The sequence below is a fragment of the Brevundimonas sp. PAMC22021 genome (genome assembly GCF_019443405.1).
In the GTDB taxonomy this organism is placed as follows: domain Bacteria; phylum Pseudomonadota; class Alphaproteobacteria; order Caulobacterales; family Caulobacteraceae; genus Brevundimonas.
Genome location: NZ_CP080376.1, coordinates 751,692 through 776,815 on the forward strand (window position 1 = coordinate 751,692; position 25,124 = coordinate 776,815).

Consider the following 25,124-nt stretch of genomic DNA (forward strand, 5'->3'; position numbering starts at 1 on the left):
TGAAGATCAAGAAGCCCCGGAGGGAAACCTCCGGGGCTTTTTTTGTGCGTGGGTCACAATCCCGCTGCCGCAACGAAGACGCCGGCCCCGACATGTGGCGCTCTGACGGTTCACCAAAGGCCGCTTCCGACCCTGAGCGGAAGTTCCATGCGCCTGCTTTTGAGCGAGCCGGTTGGGCGTGCTCCCGGTCGGTAAAGCAGCAACACACAACCGCTTGACGACGGAACACACTGAAGGCCTTCTTCGGCGAACAGAGGGATGCCAATGATAAGATCAGCAATGTTTGCCACCTTCGTCGCTGTGTGCGCCCTCAACTCCGGATGCCAACCAGCGCCCCAGAAGGTGGAGACGGCCAATCAGGTGGCCGCGCCGCGCATCCTGGCGTCCTCGGACATTGAGGCCGGACGCTATCGCGTCGCCACCAGCGGCTGCAACGACTGCCATACCCCGATGTACGCCCGCACAAACGGCGCGCAGCCACCTGAATCCGAATGGCTGAGAGGCAGCTCCGAGCCGCATACGGGTCCGTGGGGCACGAGCTACGGTAAGAACCTCCGCCTCACGGTCGCCGAGAACACTGAGGACGAGTGGGTAGAGTTGCTGAGCACCGGCTCAAGCCTCCCCCCGATGCCATGGCCGAGCGTGCGTAACATGTCGGACTACGACAAGCGCGCCATCTACCGTTACATCAGGTCCTTGCCTGGTGTCATCGGTGAGCCCTCGCCGGCACCCTTGCCTCCGGGCGTTACACCGCCTCGCGGCTAAGCGTCGCCAGGAACGAAATGGGCCAGCGGAGCGTCACATGCGAGTTGTCTCGGTGGGACGCTGTATGTCCGCTTCCCCCCAAGATAGACGCCGGGAACGTCCGCTCTCGGCTCCAGTCTATCCGCTCACTCGCGCACGCGTCCGGCGAAGAAGGTCCACATGGCGTCGTTGTCGGCGACCCAACTATGGCCGCCGCCGCGGGTGATGCGGGCGAGGACGTCGGCGGCGGAGCGGCAGGCGGTGTAGCCTTCCTCGTAGACGTCGGGGGTGATCCAGCGGGTCGGGCGGACTTCGTTGCAGCCGTTCAGCTGGGCCCAGCGCTGTTCGGCGGCGTGCATGGCGTAGCGCCAATAGCCGGCGCCGCCCCCGTTGACCGGATTGGTGGTGTCGGCGTCGCCGGCGAAGGCGAGGACCGGCACGGGCCGCGATGGGCGGCAGGTGCGGGGATCGGGGCGGGCTGGGTCGTCTTCGTCGGGACGGCCGGCGCGCAGGCCCACCACCGGCGCGATGGCGGCGAAGCGGTCGGCGGCGGCGCACGCCAGCCAGGAGGCCATGCGGCCGCCGCCCGACAGACCGGTGACATAGACGCGCGACCGGTCCACGCACCCTTGCGCCGCCAGATCGTCGATGGCGGCCTTCAGATAGGCCGTGTCGTCCGCATCGCCGGGACCGGGGACCTTTCCGGTGACGGTCGGCACGCCAGGGATGTTCCAGACAAAGCCGCGCTCGACCGGAATGCCGGCGTCGGGCGCCGCGACGATGAAGCCGTGGCGGTCGGCGGTTTCGGCCAGGCGAGAGTCGCGCAGGATGTCGACGCCCGTCCCGCCGCTGCCGTGCAGCACGAACACCAGCGGCGCAGGCGCGGCCGGATCGAGACTGCGCGGCAGGTGCAGCAGGAGGGGACGGCCGGCGCGGCCGATCTCCACCCGCTGCGCCGATCCTGCCGGCGCGAGATCGCACACCGCCCGCGCCGCCGCCGGGCTCCAGAGGAACAGCAGCAGAAGCGCGGGCAGCAGGCGCAGGGCGGCAGGCATCAACGGCGACGAGGAGCCAGGATGTCACCGAGGTAGTCGCGCGAGCCTTCGATCCGCTCCAGGCGCGGGTAGCGCAGGCCCTCGTGGTAGGGGAGGGCGACGGTGCGGAATCGCTCCCCATTCTTCAGGATCAGGCGAATGGGCTCCGATCCGCCCTTGGCGGTCGTCACCGCGTCGCGCAGCGCCTTGGGCGAGGCGGCCATGTCGTTGACGGCCACCAGCTCCCAACCCGCGCCAAGGCCCTGTTCGAACGCCAGACCGCCCCAGCGAACGCCGGTGATGCGGTTGGTCGGCCCCGCCAGCGAGAAACCCAGCGAATACTGGAAGTCGTTCTCCCAAGTCGAGTTGATCTTCTTTTCGGCGTCGGACGGCGTATCGACATAGGCTAGGCGGTAGCCGCCGCGCTCCAGCCCGTCGAGGAACGGCGGGGCGTTGACCGCATCCAGGCGGGTGCGCAGGAAGGTCGCCCAATCGTGCGGATGCACGGCGTTGAGCGCGGCAACGACGTCCTCGAACGTATAGCCCTGCGGCAACCAGCCCTCGGCTTCGACGCCGAAGAAGCGTTTGGCGAAGTCGTCGAGTGACTTGCGGCCCCGCGTCTCGGCCCGGATCAGGGTGTCGGCGTCCAGCCAGATCAGGCCGGATTCGCGATAGTAGTCGGTGCCGCGCGCAAAGGTCGGATAGGGGTTCGGCGCGCGATAGCCGAGGATCGGGGTGTTGGTGGTGTCCTGGAGCGGGCGCCACTGACGACCCGCCTGGTTCTGGTAGGAGGCGGCGACGCCGGCCAGCACCGCCAGCGCCTCCTCCTTGGACACGAAGCCGGAGCGCGCGGTCAGGACGTCGCCCCAATACTGCGTCTGGCCCTCATAGACCCACAAGAGGCTGTTGGTCGTGGGCACGTTGTAGTTCGGGAACATCTGGTCCGCCGGGCGGCGGAACTTGCCGTTCCAGGAGTGGACGTATTCGTGCGGGATCACCGCCAGATCGCCGTAGGGCACCTTGCCCTCGCCGGTGAAATAGCCGGTGGCGACGGTGTTCTCCGAACTGCGGTGATGCTCCAGCCCGACATCGCCCAGAGTGTCGGTGACGCCGACCAGGAAGGTGTAGTGGTCGAAGTGGCGCTCGCCGCCGAACAGGCGGTCGGCCTGGACCACCAGGGCCTCCATCTGATCGACGCGGGCGTCGCCGCCTTCCAGCTGGATCGGCTTGTCCGCCACCACCGTCGCGCGCACGGGCTGGTCGCCGCCGCCGAGCGCGATCTCGCGGAAGTTGATCCCCGCGAACATGGGGCTGTCGACCAGGGTATAGAGGTCAGTCTGAGCGAAGCGCGCCAGGTCGTTGTCGAAGGACGCGGTCTCCAGCGCCACGCCGTAGCGCCAGCCGACCGGCAGCTTGACGCTGGGGACGACGGCGATGCCCTTGGCGTTGTAGCCTGCAGGGTAGAGGAGCGCCTTTTCCCACTGCAGGTTCAGCATCTCGGGCGTCTGCAGCCGGCGGCCCTGACCCTCGCCGGTGGGCGTCAGGGCGGTGAAGGCGACGTCGAGCTGGGTCGCGCCCTGCGGAACCTCGAGGTGGAAGGCCCAGGGATCGACCGGATCGCGCAGCCACTGCAGCGGCTGGCCGTTCGCCGTGATCGTCAGGCCGGTCAGCATCGAGATCGGACCGGTCGGCGCGTGGTTGCCCGGCAGGAACTTGGGATAGAGCAGGGTGACTGAACCGGCCGAGACAGGGATCGTCTGGGTGACGTTCATCAGGCCGCGATCCACGTCGGAGGCGTCGACGTTCAGCGTGATCACGCCGGGATAGCTGGCGCTTGTCGGGGCCGGGATCGGCGGGACGGCGCGCGGCAGGGCCGCCGGGGCGATGACGTCGGCCGTGTTCGGCTGCTGCTGGGCGATGGCGTGGCCGGACACGCTGGTCATCAGCAGGGCGAGGCAGGCGGCGGTCAGGCGAGTGCGCGTCATCGATGAGTCCGGACAAAAAGAGAGGCGCGCAACCTCGGCTGCGCGCCTCCCTTACGTCAAGGTCGATGATGCGATGGTCTAGCGCCGTCGGGGCGTCAGAATGTCGCCGAGCCGGTCGGGCGCGCCGGCGATGCGCTCGAGCCGCGGGTAGCGGAGGCCGTCGTGGTAGTCGATGCGGACGGTGCGGTAGCGGTCGGCGTCCTTGAGGATCAGCTCCACCGCCGTGTTCGGGTCCTTGGCGGCCGTGATGGCGGCGGAGATCGCCTCGGCCGACGCCGCCTGTCCGTTCACCGCAACGATCTCCATGCCGATGGCCAGGCCGGCCTGGAAGGCGGGGCTGTTCCACTGGACGCTGCGGATCACATTGCCTTCGCCGGTCTGGACGCCCAGCGAATAGGTGAAGTCGTTGCGCTTGTATTCGCCGTAGAGGGTCTTCTGCCAGTCGCTGGGCGTTTCGGCATACACCAGCCGGTAGCCGCCGCGCGTGAGCCCATCCAGCGGGGCGCCCGGCCCGTGACCGTCCAGGCGGGTGCGCAGGAAGTCGGCCCAGTCGTGGGCGACCACGCCGTTCAGGGTGCGGACCACGTCCTCGAAGGTGTAGGGCGCGGGCGTGTAGTCGCCGTCCTCGACGCCGAAAAAGGCGCGGGCGAAGTCGTCCAGCGACTTGCGGCCGCCCGACCGCTCGCGGATCAGGGTATCCACGTCCAGCCAGATCAGCTGGCCTTCCGAATAGTAGTCCTCGTCCCGCTGCCACGACAGCCAACCCTTGGGCTGGCGCTGGCTGATGATCGGGTCGTTGGTCGTGTCCTGCATGGCGCGCCACTGACGGCCGACTCGGGTGTCAAAGGTGGCGGCGGTCATGGCCAGGCTGTCCAGCGCCTGCTGCTTGCTGGTCAGGCCCGAGCGGGCGGCCAGCACCTGGCCGAAATACTGGGTCTGGCCTTCGTAGACCCACAGAAGGCTGTTCTGCAGCGGCGTGTTGAGGTTGGGGACCAACTGGTCCGCCGGCCGGCGCCACTTGCCGTCCCAGGAGTGGTTGTACTCGTGCGCCAGCAGGTCCCGATCACCGAAATGGGTGGCCCAGCCGGTGAAGAACTCGGGATCGACCGAGTTCTCGGAGGAGCGGTGATGCTCAAGGCCGATGCCGCCGAGCTTGTCGGTCATGGCGATCAGGAAGTCGTAGTGGTCGAAGTGGCGCGCGCCGTAGAGGCGATCGGCCTGGGTGATCAGGTTGCGCAGGATGTCGATCTGCTCGTCGGTGGCCTCCAGGCTCTCGGGCTTGTCGGCGACGATGTTGGCGCGAACGGGCGAGCGGCCGTTCGGATCCAGGTCGATCTGGCGATAGTGGACGCCGGCGAACATCGGGCTGTCGACCAGAACCTCCAGGTTCACGGGCTTGAAAGTGGTGGCCGCTCCGGACGCGCTTTCCGGCTCCAGCGCCGTGCCGAAGCGCCAGCCGTCGGGCAGGGTGACGCTGGGCTGGACCGTGATGTTCCGCGACCAGCGGCCGGCGGGATACAGCAGCATCTTCTCCCACTGGATGTTCAGCATCTCGGCCGTCATGGTGACGCGACCCTGACTGGCGGTCGTGGGCGACAGGTGCTGGAAGCGGGCCGTGATCTCGGTCGCGCCCTGCGGCACGTCGAGGTGGAAGGCGAAGGGATGCAGGGTGTCGCGCACCCACTCGACCCGCTGGCCGTTGGCGGTGATCTCCAGCCCCGCCAGCTGGGCGATCGGCCCGACGGGGCCGTGGTTGCCGGGCAGCCACTCAGGGAAGAACAGCACCAGCGGACCGGAACGCTCGACCGGGATGGTCTCCGTGACGTCGAAGATGCGGCGGTTCAGGTCAGTGGCGTTCACCTGCAGCCGCACCACGCCCGGCCAGGGCGCGTCCTGGACCTGCGGCAGCGGCGGCAGCGCGACGGGAAGGGCAGGACCGGCGATGGCCGGGGAGGGCGCGGTCGCCTGCGCCAGGGCCGGCGGGGCGAGCGGGGACAGGACGATCAGGCTGGCTGCGCCAAGCAGCGCAAGACGGGCAGGAAACAAGGCGGGCTCCGCGGGGAGGCTGGGGGAAGGTGCGACCCTCCGCCGCAGGGCGCCCCGCGTCAAGCGTCAGTCGCCCAGTGCGTCCAGCAGGGCGCGATGAAAGCGCGTGGGATCCTCGATCTGCGGCGCATGCCCAAGATCCTCGAACTCCACCAGGGTCGCGTTGGGAATGGCCTCGGCCGTGCGGCGGCCAAGCAACGGATAATCGCCCAGACGCGCCTGAATCTCGGGCGAGGCGCGATTCGCGCCCGGCGCCGTCCGATCGGTCTGACCGATGATCAGGGTGGTGGGCGCGGCGATGCGGCCGAGTTCGTGCACAACCGGCTGGGTGAAGATCATGTCGGAGGTCTGCGCCTGGTTCCAGGCGACGCTTTCGCGTCCCAAACCCATGTACATGCCGGCCAGCATCTCGACGGGCGCGTCATAATCGGGCTTCCAGTCGCCGTCGTAGTAGAACCTGCGTTGGTACGCCTTGATGCTGTCGAGGCTGGTCTTCAGCTCGGTTTCATAGGCGGCGTCGAGCGGCGAATAGGGCACGCCCTCGGCCTGCCAGTCCTCCAGCCCGATTGGATTGACCAGCACCAGCCGCTCGACCGCTTCCGGATGCTGGATGGCGAAGCGCGCACCCAGCATGCCGCCCATGGAATGGCCGACGATCACCGCGCGCTCGACCTCCGCATGGGTCATCAGGGCGCGGGTGTTGGCCGCCAGTTGCGCTAGGCTGAACTGATAACCTTGCGGCTTGGAAGCCTTGCAGAACCCGATCTGATCAACGGCGAGGACGCGAAAACCTGCCTGCGACAGCACCTCGATCGTCGGCGCCCAGGTGGCGGCGCAGAAGTTCTTGCCGTGCAGCAGCACAACCGTGCCGCCGTTCGCAGGGGCGCTGGGCGCCACGTCCATATAGGTCATCTCCAGCGGCTGGCGCTGCGAGGTGAAGGCGAAGGTCCTGACCGGGTGCGGGTAGTCGTAGCCTTCGAGACGAGGCCCGTAGGCGGGGCGGTCCTGCGCGGACGCGGCGGTCGCGGACAGAAGGGCGCAGGACAGGGCGATGGCGGCGGAGAAGCGATGCGTCATGACCGCCGAAGCGTAAGCCACCGCAGCCGGTTCCGCCCTGCGGCGAAGCGTCAGCAGTCTTCCAGGGCAATGTCGGGGGACAGGATCGTCACCGCCTCGTCAAACCCGAGAGTGAAGACAACCTGGCCGCTGCGATCTTCGGCCTCGATGCGAAAACGCAGATCCAGCCGGCCTTCCTTGATGTCCCAGGACATGGTGTCGCGCGCGTCGTGCAGGGCGGCGGCGCGAAGCGCCTCAAGGTCCCGAAACTCGGAGCCTTCGGTGTCCAGGAACGCCTCCGCGCCTCGGCGGAGATGTAGGAAATAGCGCGGCATCGGCATCCTTCCTGCGACGCGCGGGGAGGCGCGTCCGGATTCCAGGAACGATGCAGAGCCGTTGCGGGGGTGTCCACAATGCAGGGTGGTTAACAGCCTCCGACCGCGCGCTTTTCCCCAACGACGGGCATAGCGCCGGTCTCAGCTGGCCGGCTTTACGTCCAGCAACTCGACGGTGAACAGCAGCGTGGAGTTCGGCGGCAGCTCGTCGCCGCCCACCCAGCGCGAGCCATAGCCGAGCGAAGCGGGGATGACGAACTCGAACGTCTCGCCCTGCCGCATCAGGGCCACGCCTTCGGTCCAGCCCTTGATGACGCGGTTCAGCGGGAACTCGGCCGGCTCGTTGCGGGCGTAGGAGCTGTCGAACTCGCGCCCGTCGATAAAGGTCCCGCGGTAGTGGACGCGCACGGTGTCGGTCGCGGCGGGTTGAGCGCCCTCGGGATGCGCCTTGCCGACACGGCGATACTGAAGGCCGCTTTCGGTGGTGGTCCAGCCGCGCCGGGCGCCGCTCCAGACCAGATAGGCGGCGTTTCCGGCGTCCCAGCCCTCCTGCGTGCCGGGCGTTGCGACATTGTCGGCGGCGCGGGCGGCGGCCAGCTGCGTCTCGGGGTAGGAGACGGGCTCGCGGTGGGCGCAGGCGGAGAGGGCGAGGGCGGACAGGGCGGCGAGGGCGATGCGGGTCATGGGCAAGGCTTACGGCTGAGCTGCCGGTCCGTCCAGCCACCCTGCCTTTCTGCTCTCTGCCGCGTGGCGATGGGGACGAGCGGAACGGCGCCGCTTCATCACCATGCAAAAGGTTCCGCGCAGGGCCTTTATTTCGTCAAGGAAGCGAGTATATGTCCGCCTTCCGCAACACTCAGCCACGAGTCTGCGCGCAAGCGCCGAGGCCCGGTTCGTCGCCCTCCGACCGGTGCGAAGGCGCGGCTCCTTCCCAAGGGAGCCGGTTCATTTGAGGCGTCCAGGCCGTGATCCGGCCGAGGGCGGACGCCGAAGAAACAAGGCTGCGGACGCCGAAAGGCGGGCCGTGGCCGCCGCATTTGACGCGGGGTCTGCCCGGACTTCGCGGATTGGGAAACATTGAATGACTGACGTCGCCCACGGTCTCGCCATCAACGGTCAGGTCGCCACCGCCACTTCGTTCACCGGCAAGAAGCGCATCCGCAAGTCGTTCGGCCGCATCCCGGAAGCGGTGCAGATGCCGAACCTGATCGAGGTTCAGCGCGCCTCCTATGAACAGTTCCTGCAGCGCGAGGTCCGTCCGGGCCAACGCCGCGATGAGGGCGTCGAGGCGGTGTTCAAGTCGGTGTTCCCGATCAAGGACTTCAACGAGCGCGCGATCCTTGAGTACGTCTCCTACGAGTTCGAGGAGCCCAAGTACGACGTCGAGGAATGCATCCAGCGCGACATGACCTATGCCGCGCCGCTGAAGGTCAAGCTGCGCCTGATCGTGTTCGAGACCGACGAGGAAACGGGCGCCCGTTCGGTCAAGGACATCAAGGAGCAGGACGTCTACATGGGCGACATCCCGCTCATGACGGACAAGGGCACCTTTATCGTCAACGGCACCGAGCGAGTCATTGTCTCGCAGATGCACCGCTCGCCGGGCGTCTTCTTCGACCACGACAAGGGCAAGACGCACAGCTCGGGCAAGCTGCTGTTCGCCGCCCGCGTGATTCCGTACCGCGGTTCGTGGCTGGACTTCGAATTCGACGCCAAGGACATCGTCTATGTCCGCATCGATCGCCGCCGCAAGCTGCCGGCCTCGACCTTCCTGATGGGTCTGGGCATGGACGGCGAGGAGATCCTGAAGACCTTCTACGAGACCGTGCCTTACGAGAAGCGCGGCGAAGGCTGGGTCACGCCCTACAAGCCGGAACGCTGGCGCGGGGTGAAGCCCGAGTTCGACCTGGTCGACGCCGACACCGGCGAAGTGGTCGCCCAGGCCGGCCAGAAGATCAGCGCCCGTGCGGCCAAGAAGCTGGCCGACAACGGCTTGCAGGCGCTGTCGCTGGCGGCCGATGCGCTGCTGACGCGCTATCTCGCCAATGACGCGGTGAACTTCGAGACGGGCGAAATCTACGCCGAAGCCGGCGACGAGCTGGACCAGGCCACGATCACGCTGCTGGAAGACAACGGCTTCACCACCATCGAGACGCTGGACATCGACCACGTCACGGTCGGCGCCTACATGCGCAACACCCTGCGGGTGGACAAGAACGACAACCGCGAGGACGCGCTGTTCGACGTCTATCGCGTGATGCGTCCGGGCGAGCCGCCGACGATCGAAGCGGCCGAGGCCATGTTCAAGTCGCTGTTCTTCGACAGCGAACGCTACGACCTGTCGGCCGTGGGCCGGGTCAAGATGAACATGCGTCTGGAGACGCCCGAGGTCTCCGACGAGATCCGCGTCCTGCAAAAGGACGACGTGCTCAAGGTGCTGCAGATCCTCGTTGGCCTGAAGGACGGCCGCGGCGAGATCGACGACATCGACAACCTGGGCAACCGCCGGGTGCGTTCGGTGGGCGAGCTGCTGGAGAACCAGTACCGCGTCGGCCTGCTGCGCATGGAACGCGCCATCAAAGAGCGCATGAGCTCGGTCGATATCGACACGGTCATGCCGCACGACCTGATCAACGCCAAGCCGGCCGCCGCGGCCGTGCGCGAGTTCTTCGGCAGCTCGCAGCTGTCGCAGTTCATGGACCAGACCAACCCGCTGTCGGAGATCACCCACAAGCGTCGCCTGTCGGCGCTTGGTCCGGGCGGTCTGACGCGCGAGCGTGCGGGCTTCGAGGTGCGCGACGTGCACCCGACCCACTATGGCCGTATCTGCCCGATCGAAACGCCGGAAGGCCCGAACATCGGCCTGATCAATTCGCTGGCCACCCACGCTCGCGTCAACAAGTACGGCTTCATCGAGAGCCCCTACCGTCGCGTGAAGGACGGTCAGGCGCAGGACGAGGTGGTCTACATCTCGGCCATGGAGGAGTCGCGCTTCACCATCGCCCAGGCGAACATCGAGCTGAAGGACGGCCAGATCGTCGAGGACCTGGTCCCCGGCCGGATCAACGGCGAATCCCAGCTGCTGACCAAGTCGGCGGTGGACATGATGGACGTGTCGCCCAAGCAGGTGGTGTCGGTGGCCGCGGCCCTGATCCCCTTCCTTGAGAACGACGACGCCAACCGCGCGCTGATGGGCGCCAACATGCAGCGTCAGGCCGTGCCGCTGGTGCAGTCGGACGCGCCGCTGGTCGGCACCGGCATGGAGGCGGTCGTGGCCGTCGATTCCGGCGCCGTGGTCGTCGCCCGCCGCGACGGCGTGGTCGAGCAGATCGACGGCACCCGCATCGTGGTGCGCGCCACCGGCGAGGTGGACGCGGCCCGCTCGGGCGTCGACATCTATCGCCTGTCGAAGTTCCAGCGTTCCAACCAGTCGACCTGCATCAACCAGCGTCCGATCGTGCGCGTGGGCGACCAGGTCAAGGCCGGCGACGTCATCGCCGACGGCCCGTCGACGGACCTGGGCGAACTGGCGCTGGGCCGCAACGCGCTTGTCGCCTTCATGCCCTGGAACGGCTACAACTTCGAGGACTCGATCCTGATCTCCGAGCGCATCGTGCGCGACGACGTCTTCACCTCCATCCACCTGGAGGAGTTCGAAGTCATGGCCCGCGACACCAAGCTGGGGCCGGAAGAGATCACGCGCGACATCCCCAATGTCGGCGAGGAGGCCCTGCGCAACCTCGACGAGGCGGGCATCGTGGCGATCGGCGCCGAGGTCCAGCCGGGCGACATTCTGTGCGGCAAGGTGACGCCGAAGGGCGAGAGCCCGATGACCCCGGAAGAGAAGCTGCTGCGCGCCATCTTCGGCGAAAAGGCGTCTGACGTGCGCGACACCTCGCTGCGTCTTCCGCCGGGCGTCGCCGGCACCATCGTCGACGTGCGCGTGTTCAACCGTCACGGCGTCGACAAGGACGAACGCGCCATGGCCATCGAGCGCGCCGAGATCGAGCGCCTGGGCAAGGACCGCGACGACGAGCTCAAGATCCTTGAGCGCAACGTCTACGGCCGCCTGAAGCCGCTGCTGCTGGGCAAGAACGCCGTGTCGGGGCCCAAGGGCGTCGGCCGCGGCGAGCTGACCGAAGCCAAGCTGGGCGAAGTGTCGCGCGGCCTGTGGTGGCAGATCGCCCTGGACGACGAGCGCGCCATGGGCGAGCTGGAAGCCATGAAGCGTCAGTTCGAGGACGCCCGCAAGCAACTGGACCGTCGCTTCGAAGACAAGGTCGAGAAGCTGCAACGTGGCGACGAACTGCCTCCGGGCGTGATGAAGATGGTCAAGGTCTTCGTGGCGGTGAAGCGCAAGCTTCAGCCCGGCGACAAGATGGCCGGCCGTCACGGCAACAAGGGCGTCATCTCCAAGATCCTGCCGATCGAGGACATGCCGCACCTCGAGGACGGCACCCACGTCGACATCGTGCTGAACCCGTTGGGCGTGCCTTCGCGCATGAACATCGGCCAGATCTTCGAGACCCACCTGGGGTGGGCCGCGGCCGGTCTGGGCAAGCAGATTTCGGGCCTGCTGGAAGCGTGGCAACACGGCGGCCAGAAGGAAGCCCTGGTTCAGCGCCTGGGCGAAATCTACGGCCCCGAGACGCCGCTGCCGGACGACGAGGAAGACCTGATCGAACTGGCGAAGAACCTGTCCAAGGGCGTGCCCTTCGCGACCCCGGTCTTCGATGGCGCGCACATCGGCGACATCGAGCGCCTGCTCGAGGAAGCCGGCCTGCACAAGTCGGCCCAGTCGATCCTGTACGACGGCCAGACCGGCGAGCAGTTCAAGCGTCCGGTCACGGTCGGCTACATCTACATGCTGAAGCTGCACCACCTGGTGGACGACAAGATCCACGCCCGCTCGATCGGCCCGTACTCGCTGGTCACCCAGCAGCCGCTGGGCGGCAAGGCGCAGTTCGGCGGTCAGCGCTTCGGGGAGATGGAGGTCTGGGCTCTGGAAGCCTACGGCGCCGCCTACACCCTGCAGGAGATGCTGACGGTGAAGTCGGACGACGTGGCCGGCCGGACCAAGGTCTACGAGGCGATCGTCCGCGGCGACGACAGCTTCGAGGCCGGCATTCCCGAGAGCTTCAACGTGCTCGTCAAGGAAATGCGCTCGCTGGGCCTCAACGTGGAGCTGGAGAACAGCTGAGGCGCGTAGCGCGCCTCAGAGTGGCGAGTGACGAGTGGCGAGTGACGAGAAATCGTCGTCGCCCCTCGATCACCTCTCGCCACTAACCACTCGACACTATTTTCAAGCGGCCCTCGCGCCGCAGAAGGAATCAAGATGAACCAGGACGTCCTGAACATCTTCAACCCGGTCCCGGTCACCCCGACCTTTGACCAGATCAAGATCGCCCTGGCTTCGCCGGAGAAGATCCGGTCGTGGTCGTTCGGCGAGATCAAGAAGCCGGAAACCATCAACTACCGCACGTTCAAGCCCGAGCGTGACGGCCTGTTCTGCGCCCGTATCTTTGGCCCGACCAAGGACTACGAATGCCTGTGCGGCAAGTACAAGCGCATGAAGTACAAGGGCATCATCTGCGAGAAGTGCGGCGTGGAGGTCACCTTGGCCCGCGTTCGCCGCGAGCGGATGGGCCACATCGACCTGGCCGCGCCGGTCGCCCACATCTGGTTCCTGAAGTCGCTGCCGAGCCGCATCTCGCTGATGCTCGACATGGCTCTGAAGGACGTCGAGCGCGTCCTGTACTTCGAGAACTACATCGTCACCGAGCCGGGCCTGACCCCGCTGAAGCAGAACCAGCTGCTGACGGAAGACGAGTTCTACCGCTATCAGGACGAGTACGGCGATGACGGCTTCACCGCCGAGATCGGCGCCGAGGCCGTGCGCAATCTGCTGATGGGCATCGACCTGAACGCGGAGGCCGAAAAGCACCGCGCCGAGCTGGCCGACAATCCGTCGGAAATGAAGGCCAAGAAGGCGTCCAAGCGCCTGAAGCTGATCGAGGCATTTCTGGAATCGGGCAACAAGCCCGAGTGGATGATCCTGACCATCGTGCCGGTCATCCCGCCGGAACTGCGCCCTCTGGTGCCGCTGGACGGCGGTCGCTTCGCCACGTCCGACCTGAACGACCTGTATCGCCGGGTCATCAACCGGAACAACCGCCTGAAGCGCCTGATGGAGCTGCGGGCGCCGGACATCATCATCCGCAACGAAAAGCGGATGCTGCAGGAATCCGTCGACGCCCTGTTTGACAACGGCCGTCGCGGTCGCGTGATCACGGGCGCCAACAAGCGTCCGCTGAAGTCGCTGGCCGACATGCTGAAGGGCAAGCAGGGCCGCTTCCGCCAGAACCTCCTCGGCAAGCGCGTCGACTATTCGGGTCGTTCGGTCATCACCGTCGGTCCGGAACTGAAGCTGCACGAGTGCGGCCTGCCCAAGAAGATGGCGCTGGAGCTGTTCAAACCGTTCATCTACGCGCGCCTGGACGCCAAGGGCCTGTCGGGCACCGTAAAGCAGTCCAAGCGCATGGTGGAGCGCGAGCAGCCGCAGGTCTGGGACATCCTGGACGAGGTCATCCGCGAGCACCCGGTGCTGCTGAACCGCGCGCCGACGCTTCACCGCCTGGGCATTCAGGCGTTCGAGCCCAAGCTGATCGAGGGCAAGGCCATCCGCCTGCACCCGCTGGTCTGCACGGCCTTCAACGCGGACTTCGACGGCGACCAGATGGCCGTGCACGTCCCGCTGAGCCTCGAGGCCCAGTTGGAAGCGCGCGTGCTGATGATGTCGACCAACAACATCCTGTCGCCCGCCAACGGCAAGCCGATCATCGTGCCGTCGCAGGACATCGTGCTCGGCCTCTACTACCTGTCGCTGGTCAAGGACGGCGAGCCGGGCGAGGGCAAGCTGTTCGCCAACATCGGCGAGATCGACGCCGCGCTGGACGCCAAGGTCGTCACGCTCCACACCCGCATCAAGGCGCGCTGGACCGAGCAGGACGCGCAAGGCCAAGAGGTGACCAAGGTCATCGACACCACGCCTGGACGGATGAAGCTGGCCGCACTGCTGCCGCGCAATCCGAACGTCGGCTACCGCCTGCTTGAGAAGAACCTGACCAAGAAGGAAATCGGCAATCTGATCGACGTGGTCTATCGCCACTGCGGTCAGAAGGCGACGGTGATCTTCGCCGACCAGATGATGGGCCTAGGCTTCCGCGAGGCGGCCAAGGCGGGCATTTCGTTCGGCAAGGACGACATCGTGATCCCGGCGGCCAAGGCCGGCATGGTCGAGGAAACCCGCACCCAGGTCGAGGAGTACGAGCAACAGTACGCCGACGGCCTGATCACGCGCGGCGAGAAGTATAACAAGGTCGTCGACGCCTGGGCCAAGGCCACGGACAAGATCGCCGACGCGATGATGGGCGAGATCGCCCAGCCGCGCGTCCTGATCGAAGGCGAGAACCCCGACATCAACTCGGTGTTCATGATGGCCAACTCGGGCGCCCGGGGTTCCCAGGCGCAGATGAAGCAGCTGGGCGGCATGCGCGGCCTGATGGCCAAGCCGTCCGGCGAGATCATCGAGACGCCGATCACCTCGAACTTCAAGGAAGGCCTGACGGTTCTCGAGTACTTCAACTCGACCCACGGCGCCCGTAAGGGTCTGGCCGACACCGCGCTGAAGACCGCCAACTCGGGTTACCTGACCCGCCGTCTGGTGGACGTGGCGCAGGACTCGATCGTCACCGAGGACAACTGCGGCTCGACGCGCGGCATCACCCTCCGCGCCGTCATGGAAGGCGGCGACGTGCTGGTCTCGCTGGGCCAACGTGTGCTGGGTCGCTATGCGGCCGAGGACATCAAGGAGCCGGGCGCCGACACCATCGTCTTCCCCGCAGACACCTATCTGCAGGAAGAAGAGGTCGAGGCGATCGAGGCTGCGGGCGTCCAGTCGGTCAAGGTCCGCTCGGCCCTGACCTGCGAGGCCGAAGCCGGCATCTGCGGCCACTGCTACGGTCGTGACCTGGCGCGCGGCACCAACGTCAACATCGGCGAAGCGGTGGGCGTCATCGCCGCGCAGTCGATTGGCGAACCGGGCACCCAGCTGACGATGCGGACCTTCCACATCGGCGGCACCGCGCAGGTGGCGGAAACCTCCTTCATGGAGGCGACCAACGCCGGTACAGCCAAGGTGACCGGCCCGACCGTCATCGCGGCGCACGGCGATCTGGTGGCGATGAGCCGCAACGTCGTCGTCACCGTGGTCGTGGACGGCAAGGACCGCGAAACGCACAAGGCCCCGTACGGCGCCCGCATCCGGGTCAAGGACGGCGCCGAGGTCACGCGCGGCATGCGTCTGGCGGAGTGGGACCCCTACACCACACCGATCCTGACGGAAGTCGGCGGCGTCGTGCGCTTCGAGGACCTGGTCGAAGGTCTGTCGGTCAAGGAAGAAACCGACGAAGCCACCGGCATCGCCCAGCGCGTGGTCAGCGACTGGCGCGCCAGCCCGCGCGGTTCGGACCTGCGTCCGGCCATGGGGGTCACCACCGGCGACGCCTACGCCAAGCTGGCCTCGGGCTCCGACGCCCGCTACCTGCTGCCGGTGGGCGCGGTTCTGTCCGTTTCGAACGGCGACGAGGTCAAGCCGGGCGAGATCATCGCCCGCGTTCCGACCGAAGGCGCCAAGACCCGCGACATCACCGGCGGTCTGCCGCGGGTGGCCGAGCTGTTCGAAGCCCGTCGTCCGAAGGACTGCGCGGTCATCGCCGAGATGGACGGCCGCGTCGAATTCGGTCGCGACTACAAGAACAAGCGCCGCATCAAGATCACGCCCGAGGTCAACGCCGACGGCGTGCAGCCTGAACCGGTCGAGTTCCTGATCCCCAAGGGCAAGCACATCTCCGTCCACGACGGCGATCTGATCCAGAAGGGCGACTACATCATCGACGGCAACCCGGATCCGCACGATCTGCTGCGCATCCAGGGCGTCGAGGCGCTGGCCGAGTATCTCGTGAACGAAGTGCAGGAGGTCTACCGACTGCAGGGCGTGCCGATCAACGACAAGCACATTGAGGTGATCGTTCGCCAGATGCTGCAAAAGGTCGAGGTGCTGGACGCGGGCGAGACGACGCTGATCCGTGGCGACACGGTCGAGGTCGCCGAGGCCGTGGCCGAGAACGACAAGGTCGAAAAGCGCGGCGGTCGTCTGGCCACTACGCAGCCGGTCCTGCTGGGCATCACCAAGGCGTCGCTGCAAACCCGCAGCTTCATCTCGGCGGCGTCCTTCCAGGAGACCACCCGCGTCCTCACCGACGCCTCGGTCCACGGCAAGAAGGACATGCTGGAAGGCCTGAAGGAGAACGTCATCGTGGGCCGCCTGATCCCGGCGGGCACGGGCGCCTATCTGCGGTCGCTGCAGAAGATCGCCAACGAGCGCGACGCCGTCCTCACGCAAGCGCGCGAAGACTCCATCGAGCCGCTGCCGGCCGACCTGCAGCTGGAGCTGGCCGACCAGAGCTGATCGGCTCAGGATCGTCCGAACGGAAGGAAGGCGGCGCTGGAAACAGCGCCGCTTTTTCCTTATCGGGCGTCTATCTCGGCTCGCGCCCCGGGCCGGTCGAGCCGGGGACGAGCGGGGCTCCGGACGCCGGCGGGCCGTCGCGGCGCGTCTGGACGTTCCGGGTGGAATCGGGCCGCAGCGACGGATCCAGATGGGCGCCCGCGACGCCGATGCCGAAGTTGGAGCCGACGCCCTCCTGAACGCCCACATTGCCGATGCCGCCGGACAGCGGCCGACGCCGGGCCTCCCACTCCTGCAGCTTGCGCGCGCCCTCGCGGGCGAAGCGGGAGTCGCGGCGAGCATTGCCTGTTCCGTCCAGCGGGGGCGCCCGCTCGGCGCGGTCGTTGAAGGACTGGCGGCAGGCCGCGCGATCGGCGTCGTTCAGCAGTTGCGACGAGGCGCAGCCGACCGGCCCTTGCCGCAGCGACCGGGCGAAAGCCCCGCCGTTTGGCCGCACGGCCCAGGGGCTGTCGGGCTGGGGCGTTCCTTGCGGCGCAGGCGCCGCCAGCCGGGGCGCCGGCGGGGAGGGCGGGGCGTTGCTCTGCGTGGGAGCAGCGGTCAAAGACGAGGGCCGGTTCGGCGCCGTCACATCCCGCCTCACCGGCGTCCGTACCGACGGCGAGATCGGCCGAGGCCGCTCGTCCGGCAGCAGCAGGCGAGGCTCGATGTCCATATAGACCGGCGGCGTCCAAGCGGCTGTCTGCCGCGCCCTCTGACCCAAATCCGCGATCGCCAGCAGGCCGATCATCCCGGCGTTGAGCAAGAGGGCGGCCGCCGCCAGCGACAGCTTGCGCCCGTCCAGGCTGCCGGTATCCGCCGCCAGAGCCGCCATGGGTTCTCCCTCGATCAGCAAGCTGAGCGGCAACTGAGGCGACTTTCAGGCGTGGAAAGCGCGTGGGAGCGCGGTCGCTTGACGAAATCGTCGATCGGACGTAGAAGCCCCGCACTTTCGAGGATGGGCGGTTCGCCGCTTTCCGGGATCGTGACAATCGAACGGACGGGCTGTGCCCGCCGGAACGCCCGAAGCGCGCGTTCCGGTTTTTCTGTTTGTGCGTCATGCGCCGGGTCTCGACAGCAGCCCGGGCGGCTCACGCGCCGTCCAAAAGAAGGTCCATGAGGCGCCCCGGCCGAAAGGCACACGCCTCCATCAGAAGTCGAGACGAGTCTCCAATGCCCACGATCAATCAGCTGATCCGCAAGCCGCGCAAGCCCAAGCCCACCCGCAACAAGGTGCCGGCGCTCGAGGGTTCGCCGCAGCGTCGCGGCGTCTGCACCCGCGTCTACACCACGACCCCGAAGAAGCCGAACTCGGCTCTGCGTAAGGTCGCCAAGGTTCGCCTGGCCAAGAACGGCTACGAAGCCGTGTGCTACATCCCCGGCGAAGGCCACAACCTGCAGGAGCACTCGGTGGTCCTGATCCGCGGCGGCCGGGTCAAGGACTTGCCCGGCGTCCGCTACCACATCCTGCGCGGCGTGCTGGACACGCAAGGCGTCAAGGACCGCAAGCAGCGCCGTTCGCACTACGGCGCCAAGCGTCCGAAGTAAGCCTTCGCGCCCAGTCAGATTTAAGAGGATACACCTATGTCCCGTCGTCACCGCGCCCAGAAGCGCGACGTCCTGCCGGATCCCAAGTTCGGCGACCTGGTCGTCACCAAGTTCATGAACTACGTCATGTACGAAGGTAAGAAGGCCGTCGCCGAGAACATCGTCTACGGCGCCTTCGACATCCTGGCCGACAAGAAGAAGGACCAGGAACCGGTCGCCACCTTCCACGCCGCGCTGGACAACGTCGCCCCGGCGGTCGAAGTCCGCAGCCGCCGCGTCGGCGGCGCGACCTACCAGGTGCCGGTCGAGGTTCGTCCGGACCGCCGTCGCGCCTTGGCCATCCGCTGGCTGGTCAACGCCGCTCGCAAGCGCGGCGAGAACACCATGACCGAGAAGCTGGCGGCCGAGCTGCTGGACGCCTCCAACAACCGCGGCACCGCGGTCAAGAAGCGCGAAGACACCCACAAGATGGCCGAGGCGAACCGCGCCTTCAGCCACTACCGCTGGTAAGCGTCTTCAAAGCGCCATAGGGCGTCGCTATCTTGAGACTATCCGGCGCGGGCGATTTCCGTTAAATCGCCCGCGCTGTCTTATCCGACATATCCGGGGGCGCTTGAGGCGTCCCGCCAACGCACCCCACAGGGACGCACAATGCCCCGCACGCATAAAATCGAAGACTACCGCAACTTCGGCATCATGGCCCACATCGACGCGGGCAAGACGACGACGACCGAGCGGATCCTGTATTACACCGGCAAGTCCCACAAGATCGGCGAAGTCCACGACGGCGCCGCGACCATGGACTGGATGGACCAGGAACAAGAACGCGGCATCACCATCACCTCGGCCGCGACGACCGCTTTCTGGAAAGAAAAGCGCCTCAACATCATCGACACCCCCGGCCACGTGGACTTCACCATTGAAGTCGAGCGCAGCTTGCGCGTCCTCGACGGCGCCGTGACCGTGCTTGACGGCAACGCCGGCGTCGAGCCGCAGACCGAAACCGTCTGGCGCCAGGCCGACAAGTACCGCGTGCCGCGCATCGTGTTCGTCAACAAGATGGACAAGATCGGCGCCGACTTCGACAAGTCGGTCGAGTCGATCCGCGACCGTCTGGGCGCCAAGGCCGTGCCGATCCAGTTCCCGATCGGCGCCGAGTCCAACCTGTCGGGCCTGGTCGACCTGGTCCGCATGAAGGCCGTGGTCTGGGACAACGACGCCCTGGGCGCGAACTTCCGCGACGAGGAAATCCCCGCCGACCTGCAAGCCAAGGCCAACGAAGCGCGCCAGTACCTGATCGACAACGCCGTCGAGCTGGATGACGAGGCGATGGAAGCCTACCTCGAAGGCAATGAGCCTTCGGAAGAGACCATCAAGAAGTGCATCCGCAAGGCCGTGCTGACCGGCGCCTTCTATCCGATCCTGTGCGGCTCGGCCTTCAAGAACAAGGGCGTGCAGACGCTGCTGGACGCCGTCGTCGACTATCTGCCGTCGCCGGTCGACATCCCGCCGACGCCGGGCATCGACTACAAGACCGAAGAAGAAGTGGTCCGCCGCGCCTCGGACGAAGAGCCCCTGTCGGTCCTGGCGTTCAAGATCATGGACGACCCCTTCGTCGGCTCGCTGACCTTCTGCCGCCTGTATTCCGGCAAGATGGAAACCGGCATGGGCCTGCTGAACTCGACCCGCGACAAGAAGGAACGCGTCGGCCGCATGCTGCTGATGCACTCCAACAACCGCGAGGACATCAAGGAAGCCTACGCCGGCGACATCGTCGCCCTGGCCGGCCTCAAGGACACCCGCACCGGCGACACCTTGTGCGATCCGCTGAAGTCCCCGGTGATCCTGGAGCGCATGGAGTTCCCGGCGCCCGTGATCGAGATCGCGGTCGAGCCCAAGACCAAGGCCGACCAGGAAAAGCTGGGCGTCGCTCTGGCCAAGCTCGCTTCGGAAGATCCGTCCTTCACCGTGTCGACCGACCACGAGTCCGGCCAGACGATCCTGAAGGGCATGGGCGAGCTGCACCTCGACATCAAGATCGACATCCTGAAGCGCACCTACAAGGTCGAGGCCACCATCGGCGCGCCGCAGGTCGCCTATCGTGAATCGATCAGCCGCAAGGCCGAAATCGACTACACCCACAAGAAGCAGACCGGCGGCACGGGCCAGTTCGCCCGCGTCAAGCTGGTGTTCGAGCCGGGCGAGCCGGGCACGGACTTCGTGTTTGAATCCGCCATCGTCGGCGGCGCGGTGCCCAAGGAATACATCCCGGGCGTCGAAAAGGGCCTGAAGTCGGCCAAGGACAACGGCCTGCTGGCGGGCTTCCCGGTCATCGACGTCAAGGCCACCCTGGTCGACGGCGCCTTCCACGACGTCGACTCCTCGGTTCTGGCGTTCGAAATCGCGTCTCGCGCCGCCTTCAAGGAACTGCGCGAAAAGGGCGGGCCCAAGCTGCTCGAGCCGATCATGGCCGTCGAGGTCGTGACCCCGGAAGAGTATCTGGGTTCGGTCATCGGTGACCTGAACGGCCGTCGCGGCATGATCCAGGGTCAGGACATGCGCGGCAACGCCACCGTCGTGAACGCCTTTGTGCCGCTGGCCAACATGTTCGGCTATGTGAACACGCTGCGCGGCATGTCGCAGGGCCGCGCCCAGTTCACCATGCAGTACGACCACTACGAGCCGGTGCCGCAGCACGTCGCCGACGAAGTGATCAAGAAGTACGCCTAAGCTTTTCCTTTCGGAGAAGCGGACCTACAAGCGCCCGGCCGGTGTCATGGCCGGGCGTCCCTAAACCCCCAAACTGCAGGAACCCCCGGTTCGGGGACCTAGGAGCTAGAGAATGGCCAAGGAAAAGTTCGAACGCACGAAGCCGCACTGCAACATCGGCACGATTGGTCACGTTGACCACGGCAAGACGACGCTGACGGCGGCGATCACGATGACGCTGGCGAAGTCGGGCGGCGCCACGGCGAAGAAGTACGAGGACATCGACGCGGCGCCGGAAGAAAAGGCTCGCGGCATCACGATCAACACCGCGCACGTGGAATATGAGACGGCCAACCGTCACTACGCCCACGTCGACTGCCCCGGCCACGCCGACTATGTGAAGAACATGATCACGGGCGCCGCCCAGATGGACGGCGCGATCCTGGTGGTTTCGGCCGCCGACGGCCCGATGCCGCAGACCCGCGAGCACATCCTGCTGGCCCGTCAGGTCGGCGTGCCGGCGCTGGTGGTGTTCATGAACAAGGTCGACCTGGTCGACGACGAGGAGCTGCTCGAGCTCGTCGAGATGGAAGTGCGCGAGCTGCTTTCGTCCTACCAGTTCCCGGGCGACGACATTCCGATCACCAAGGGCTCGGCCAAGGCCGCGACCGACGGCGTGAACCCGGAAATCGGCGAACAGCGCGTGCTGGAGCTGATGGCCACGGTTGACGCCTACATCCCGCAGCCTGAGCGTCCGGTGGACCTGCCGTTCCTGATGCCGGTGGAAGACGTGTTCTCGATCTCGGGCCGCGGCACCGTGGTGACGGGTCGCGTCGAGCGCGGCATCGTCAAGGTCGGCGAGGAAGTCGAGATCGTCGGCATCCGTCCGGTCCAGAAGACGACCTGCACGGGCGTGGAAATGTTCCGCAAGCTGCTGGACCAGGGCCAGGCGGGCGACAACGTGGGCGTGCTGCTGCGCGGCACCAAGCGTGAAGACGTCGAGCGCGGCCAGGTGCTGTGCAAGCCGGGCTCCATCACCCCGCACACCAAGTTCGTGGCCGAAGCCTACATCCTGACCAAGGAAGAAGGCGGTCGTCACACCCCCTTCTTCACCAACTACCGCCCGCAGTTCTATTTCCGCACGACCGACGTGACCGGCATCGTGCACCTGAAGGAAGGCGTGGAGATGATCATGCCCGGCGACAACGCCGAGCTGAACGTCGAACTGATCACCCCGATCGCCATGGAAGAAAAGCTGCGCTTCGCCATCCGCGAAGGCGGCCGCACGGTTGGAGCCGGCGTGGTCTCCAAGATCATCGCCTGATCGCGATCGGTCTTGAGAACTGCAGAAGCGGCTCCGGGCTTGTCCCGGAGCCGTTTTTCTTTGCCTGCAGCGCAGCTTGAGGCAAGATGGGCGCACAAGGGGGATCACCGAAGTTGAACGCGGAAGCTATCCGGAGCCGGCCGGTGCTCGGCTATGGCCTGGCGATCGGCGCATGGCTGGCGGCCTTTGTGCTGCGCGTGGCGCTGGCCGACTGGTTTCCTCCAGGCTTTCCCTATCTGACCTTCTTTCCCGCCGTCGTGGTGGCCGCCTATTTCGCGGGACTGTGGCCGTCGATCCTGACGGCGGTGCTGTCGGGTCTCAGCGCATGGTGGTTCTGGATCGGCGCGCCGGGTTTCGACTGGAGCCCGGCCACGGCCGTGGCCCTGGTGTTCTTCGCCTTTGTGGTTGCGGTCGATATCTTCTTTATCGTCGGCATGACCTCGGCGCGGGGCAAGCTGGAGGCGGAGGCCGCCCGCAGCGCCGCCCTGGCCCAGAGCCGGGACCTGCTCTACCGCGAGGTCCAGCACCGCGTGTCCAACAACATCCAGGTGGTCAGTTCGCTGCTGAGGCTGGAAGCGGGCATGGCCAAGGACGGCGATGCGCGTCGTATCCTGACCGAGGCGGCCAGCCGCACGGCCCTGATCGCCAAGGTGCAGCGCGGCCTGTCCGACGCCGAGGGCCGCGCCACCCCGTTCGAAGCGGTGGCGCGCGATCTTTGCGCCGACGCCCTGGCCGCCGCCGCGCGAGAGGACGTCGCCCTGTTGCTGGACGGGGGGCAGCTGACGCTGACGGCGGAGGAGGCGACACCGGTCATGCTGATCCTGCTGGAGTGCGTGAACAATGCACTCGAGCACGGCCTGGCCGATCGCGAAGGCCGGATCGAGGTGGTGTTCGCCGAAACAGAGGGGCAGCGTCGGCTGACCGTGCGCGACGACGGCCGGGGCCTGCCGTCCGGCTTCGATGCGGGACGGCCGTCGAGCCTGGGCCTTCGGATCGTCCATGGCCTGGCCGGGCAGTTGGGCGGCCGCTTCGAGATGGAGCACGTTGATCCCGGCGTCCGCTGCGCGCTCGCCTATCCGATACCGAGGGATATCGCAGGCTGATCTTCGCGTGAGGCGCGAGAGAGCTTGCAAGCAACCGAACGGCGCCGCTTACGTTCGCTGTCTGGACGTTAAGCTTTCGGTAACCAACCATGCGGCGCGCGCTTCACATCGGTCTGTTCATCGGCACCCTGATCGGCATGTCCGCCTGCGCCACCGCGTCTGACCATGGGTCCGGGCAGGCCGGCGCCTATGGCTCGGTGGACGTGGGTCGCAGCCGCTGACAACGAAATCGTGGCGAAAGGTCGCGTGATCTCGTAAGATGACCGGTGCGGACGCCGGCTGTCGCGCCGCGTCGGTTCCAAAACCCCCTAGATGTTACTGATCGCCATTGTCGTCGTTCTGCTCCTTGTGGTGCTCAACGGCCTGTTCGCCATGACCGAGTTGGCGGTCGTCTCCTCTCGCAAGTCGAGGCTGCAAAGCCGGGCGGAGCGGGGCGACAAGGGGGCGCGCGCGGCGCTGAAGCTGGCGGAAGAGCCGACCCATTTCCTGTCGGCGGTTCAGGTCGGCATCACCTTGATCGGCATTCTGGCGGGCGCCTACGGTCAGGCGGCGATCGCGGGCGAACTGGACCGCATCCTGGAGGCGAGCTTTCCGGCGCTGTCGGCCTATACCGAGGTGTTCTCGACCCTGCTGGTGGTCATCTGCATCACCTATGTGTCGCTGATCGTCGGCGAGCTGGTGCCCAAGCGACTGGCCCTGATCTTTCCCGAATCGATCGCGGCCAAGATGGCGGCGCCGATCTCGACCCTGGCCATTGTGCTAAAGCCCTTCGTGCTGCTGCTGACGGCATCGACCTCGGGCATCCTCAAGCTGCTCGGCGTCAAGGATCGCGACGGCTCGGACGTGACCCAGGAAGAGGTCGAGACCATGATCGCCGAGGGCACATCGGCTGGTCTGATCGAGCCGGAAGAGCAGGAGATGATCGAGGAGATCCTGCGTCTGGGCGACCGGCCGGTGCGGGTGGCCATGACGCCGCGCACCGACGTCTATTGGGTGGCGCTGGACGACACGCCCGAGACGCTGCGCGAGGAAATCCGCCTGTGTCCCTATTCGCGCATCGTGGTCGCGCGCGACGGCGACCTGGATCACCCCGTCGGCGTGGTTCACAAGAAGGACCTGCTGGACGCTCTTCTGACGACCGGCGAGCTGACGGTCGAGGCGCACATCGCCACCCCGGCCTTTATTCCGCAGTCGACTTCGGTGCTGAAGGCGCTGGAGATCCTCAAGGGCTCCTTTGTCCACATGGCCTTCATCGTCGATGAGTACGGCGCCTTTGAAGGCGTGGTGACCGCGACCGACATTCTCGAGATGATCGCCGGCGACTTCAACGAGGGCCACGACGAGCCGCACGCCTATGTCACCCAGCGTTCGGACGGCAGCTGGCTGGTCGACGGGCGCACCGACCTGGACGAACTGTGCGACGTCCTGGGCGAGGACTTCGGCGAGAACGAAAGCTTCCACACCGTGGCTGGCCTGATCCTGCACCAGCTGTCGCGCGTCCCGGACGAGGGCGAGGTGCTGCAGGTCGGACGCTTCGAGGTCGAGGTGATCGACATGGACGACCGCCGCATCGACAAGCTGATCTTCCGCGAGGTGGTCAAGGCCGAGGACGAAAAGGACGCGGTGGCCGCCCACGTCGAGAGCTGACCCTGCGGATCGATCCGAAGCCGAACCG

The 25,124-nt window shown here is 66.6% G+C and carries 17 protein-coding genes; 10 read left to right on the forward strand and 7 right to left on the reverse strand.

Annotated features, from left to right (window positions below):
- Positions 1-279 precede the first annotated feature (279 nt).
- A complete protein-coding gene (locus KY493_RS03690; RefSeq protein ID WP_219897643.1) occupies positions 280-765 on the forward strand; it encodes a cytochrome c in 486 nt (161 codons plus the stop codon).
- A 125-nt stretch (positions 766-890) separates the two neighbouring features.
- Here KY493_RS03690 and KY493_RS03695 read toward each other — a convergent pair whose 3' ends face one another.
- From KY493_RS03695 to KY493_RS03720, 6 genes are all read right to left on the reverse strand, one after another.
- Positions 891-1,799 (reverse strand): PHB depolymerase family esterase, encoded by a 909-nt coding sequence (locus KY493_RS03695; protein ID WP_219897644.1) that lies wholly within the window; start codon positions 1,797-1,799, stop codon positions 891-893.
- A complete protein-coding gene (locus tag KY493_RS03700; RefSeq protein WP_219897645.1) occupies positions 1,799-3,763 on the reverse strand; it encodes a M61 family metallopeptidase in 1,965 nt (654 codons plus the stop codon). Before KY493_RS03700 ends, KY493_RS03695 begins: the two co-directional genes overlap by 1 nt.
- A 78-nt stretch (positions 3,764-3,841) precedes the next feature.
- The gene (locus tag KY493_RS03705; protein ID WP_219897646.1) at positions 3,842-5,809 is read right to left on the reverse strand and encodes a M61 family metallopeptidase; all 1,968 of its coding nucleotides are present in this window, start codon (positions 5,807-5,809) and stop codon (positions 3,842-3,844) included.
- 66 nt (positions 5,810-5,875) lie between these two features.
- On the reverse strand, positions 5,876-6,886 hold the full coding sequence (locus tag KY493_RS03710) for an alpha/beta fold hydrolase (protein ID WP_219897647.1): 1,011 nt from the start codon (positions 6,884-6,886) through the stop codon (positions 5,876-5,878).
- Positions 6,887-6,936: 50 nt separating this feature from the next.
- Positions 6,937-7,200 carry a hypothetical protein gene (locus tag KY493_RS03715; protein WP_219897648.1) on the reverse strand — a complete coding sequence of 88 codons (264 nt, stop codon included), beginning with the start codon at positions 7,198-7,200 and terminating at the stop codon, positions 6,937-6,939.
- Between the two features lie 141 nt (positions 7,201-7,341).
- A complete protein-coding gene (locus KY493_RS03720; protein ID WP_219897649.1) occupies positions 7,342-7,884 on the reverse strand; it encodes an FKBP-type peptidyl-prolyl cis-trans isomerase in 543 nt (180 codons plus the stop codon).
- Between the two features lie 397 nt (positions 7,885-8,281).
- Here KY493_RS03720 and rpoB point away from each other — a divergent pair, with 397 nt between their 5' ends.
- Both rpoB and rpoC read left to right on the forward strand, forming a co-directional pair.
- A complete protein-coding gene (gene rpoB / locus KY493_RS03725; RefSeq protein ID WP_219897650.1) occupies positions 8,282-12,400 on the forward strand; it encodes a DNA-directed RNA polymerase subunit beta in 4,119 nt (1,372 codons plus the stop codon).
- A 135-nt stretch (positions 12,401-12,535) separates the two neighbouring features.
- Positions 12,536-16,729 carry a DNA-directed RNA polymerase subunit beta' gene (gene rpoC / locus KY493_RS03730; RefSeq protein ID WP_219897651.1) on the forward strand — a complete coding sequence of 1,398 codons (4,194 nt, stop codon included), beginning with the start codon at positions 12,536-12,538 and terminating at the stop codon, positions 16,727-16,729.
- 70 nt (positions 16,730-16,799) lie between these two features.
- On the opposite strand, the gene KY493_RS03735 is transcribed toward rpoC, so the two are convergent.
- The gene (locus KY493_RS03735) at positions 16,800-17,600 is read right to left on the reverse strand and encodes a hypothetical protein (protein ID WP_219897652.1); all 801 of its coding nucleotides are present in this window, start codon (positions 17,598-17,600) and stop codon (positions 16,800-16,802) included.
- Between the two features lie 338 nt (positions 17,601-17,938).
- Between KY493_RS03735 and rpsL the strand changes: the two genes are divergently transcribed.
- The 7 genes from rpsL (at position 17,939) to KY493_RS03765 (ending at position 25,096) form a co-directional block, all read left to right on the forward strand.
- On the forward strand, positions 17,939-18,313 hold the full coding sequence (rpsL, locus tag KY493_RS03740) for a 30S ribosomal protein S12 (protein ID WP_008260482.1): 375 nt from the start codon (positions 17,939-17,941) through the stop codon (positions 18,311-18,313).
- 36 nt (positions 18,314-18,349) lie between these two features.
- A complete protein-coding gene (gene rpsG, locus KY493_RS03745) occupies positions 18,350-18,823 on the forward strand; it encodes a 30S ribosomal protein S7 (RefSeq protein WP_219897653.1) in 474 nt (157 codons plus the stop codon).
- A gap of 141 nt (positions 18,824-18,964) precedes the next feature.
- Entirely contained in the window at positions 18,965-21,043 is a 2,079-nt protein-coding gene (gene fusA, locus KY493_RS03750; protein WP_219897654.1) for an elongation factor G, read from the forward strand.
- 112 nt (positions 21,044-21,155) lie between these two features.
- Entirely contained in the window at positions 21,156-22,346 is a 1,191-nt protein-coding gene (gene tuf, locus KY493_RS03755) for an elongation factor Tu (RefSeq protein ID WP_219895839.1), read from the forward strand.
- 113 nt (positions 22,347-22,459) lie between these two features.
- Complete coding sequence (locus KY493_RS03760; RefSeq protein WP_255568008.1) at positions 22,460-23,449, forward strand: sensor histidine kinase; 990 nt, start codon at positions 22,460-22,462, stop codon at positions 23,447-23,449.
- Positions 23,450-23,538: 89 nt separating this feature from the next.
- Positions 23,539-23,670 carry a hypothetical protein gene (locus KY493_RS14425; protein ID WP_255568009.1) on the forward strand — a complete coding sequence of 44 codons (132 nt, stop codon included), beginning with the start codon at positions 23,539-23,541 and terminating at the stop codon, positions 23,668-23,670.
- Between the two features lie 91 nt (positions 23,671-23,761).
- Positions 23,762-25,096 (forward strand): hemolysin family protein, encoded by a 1,335-nt coding sequence (locus KY493_RS03765; RefSeq protein WP_219897656.1) that lies wholly within the window; start codon positions 23,762-23,764, stop codon positions 25,094-25,096.
- The last annotated feature ends 28 nt before the right edge of the window (positions 25,097-25,124 follow it).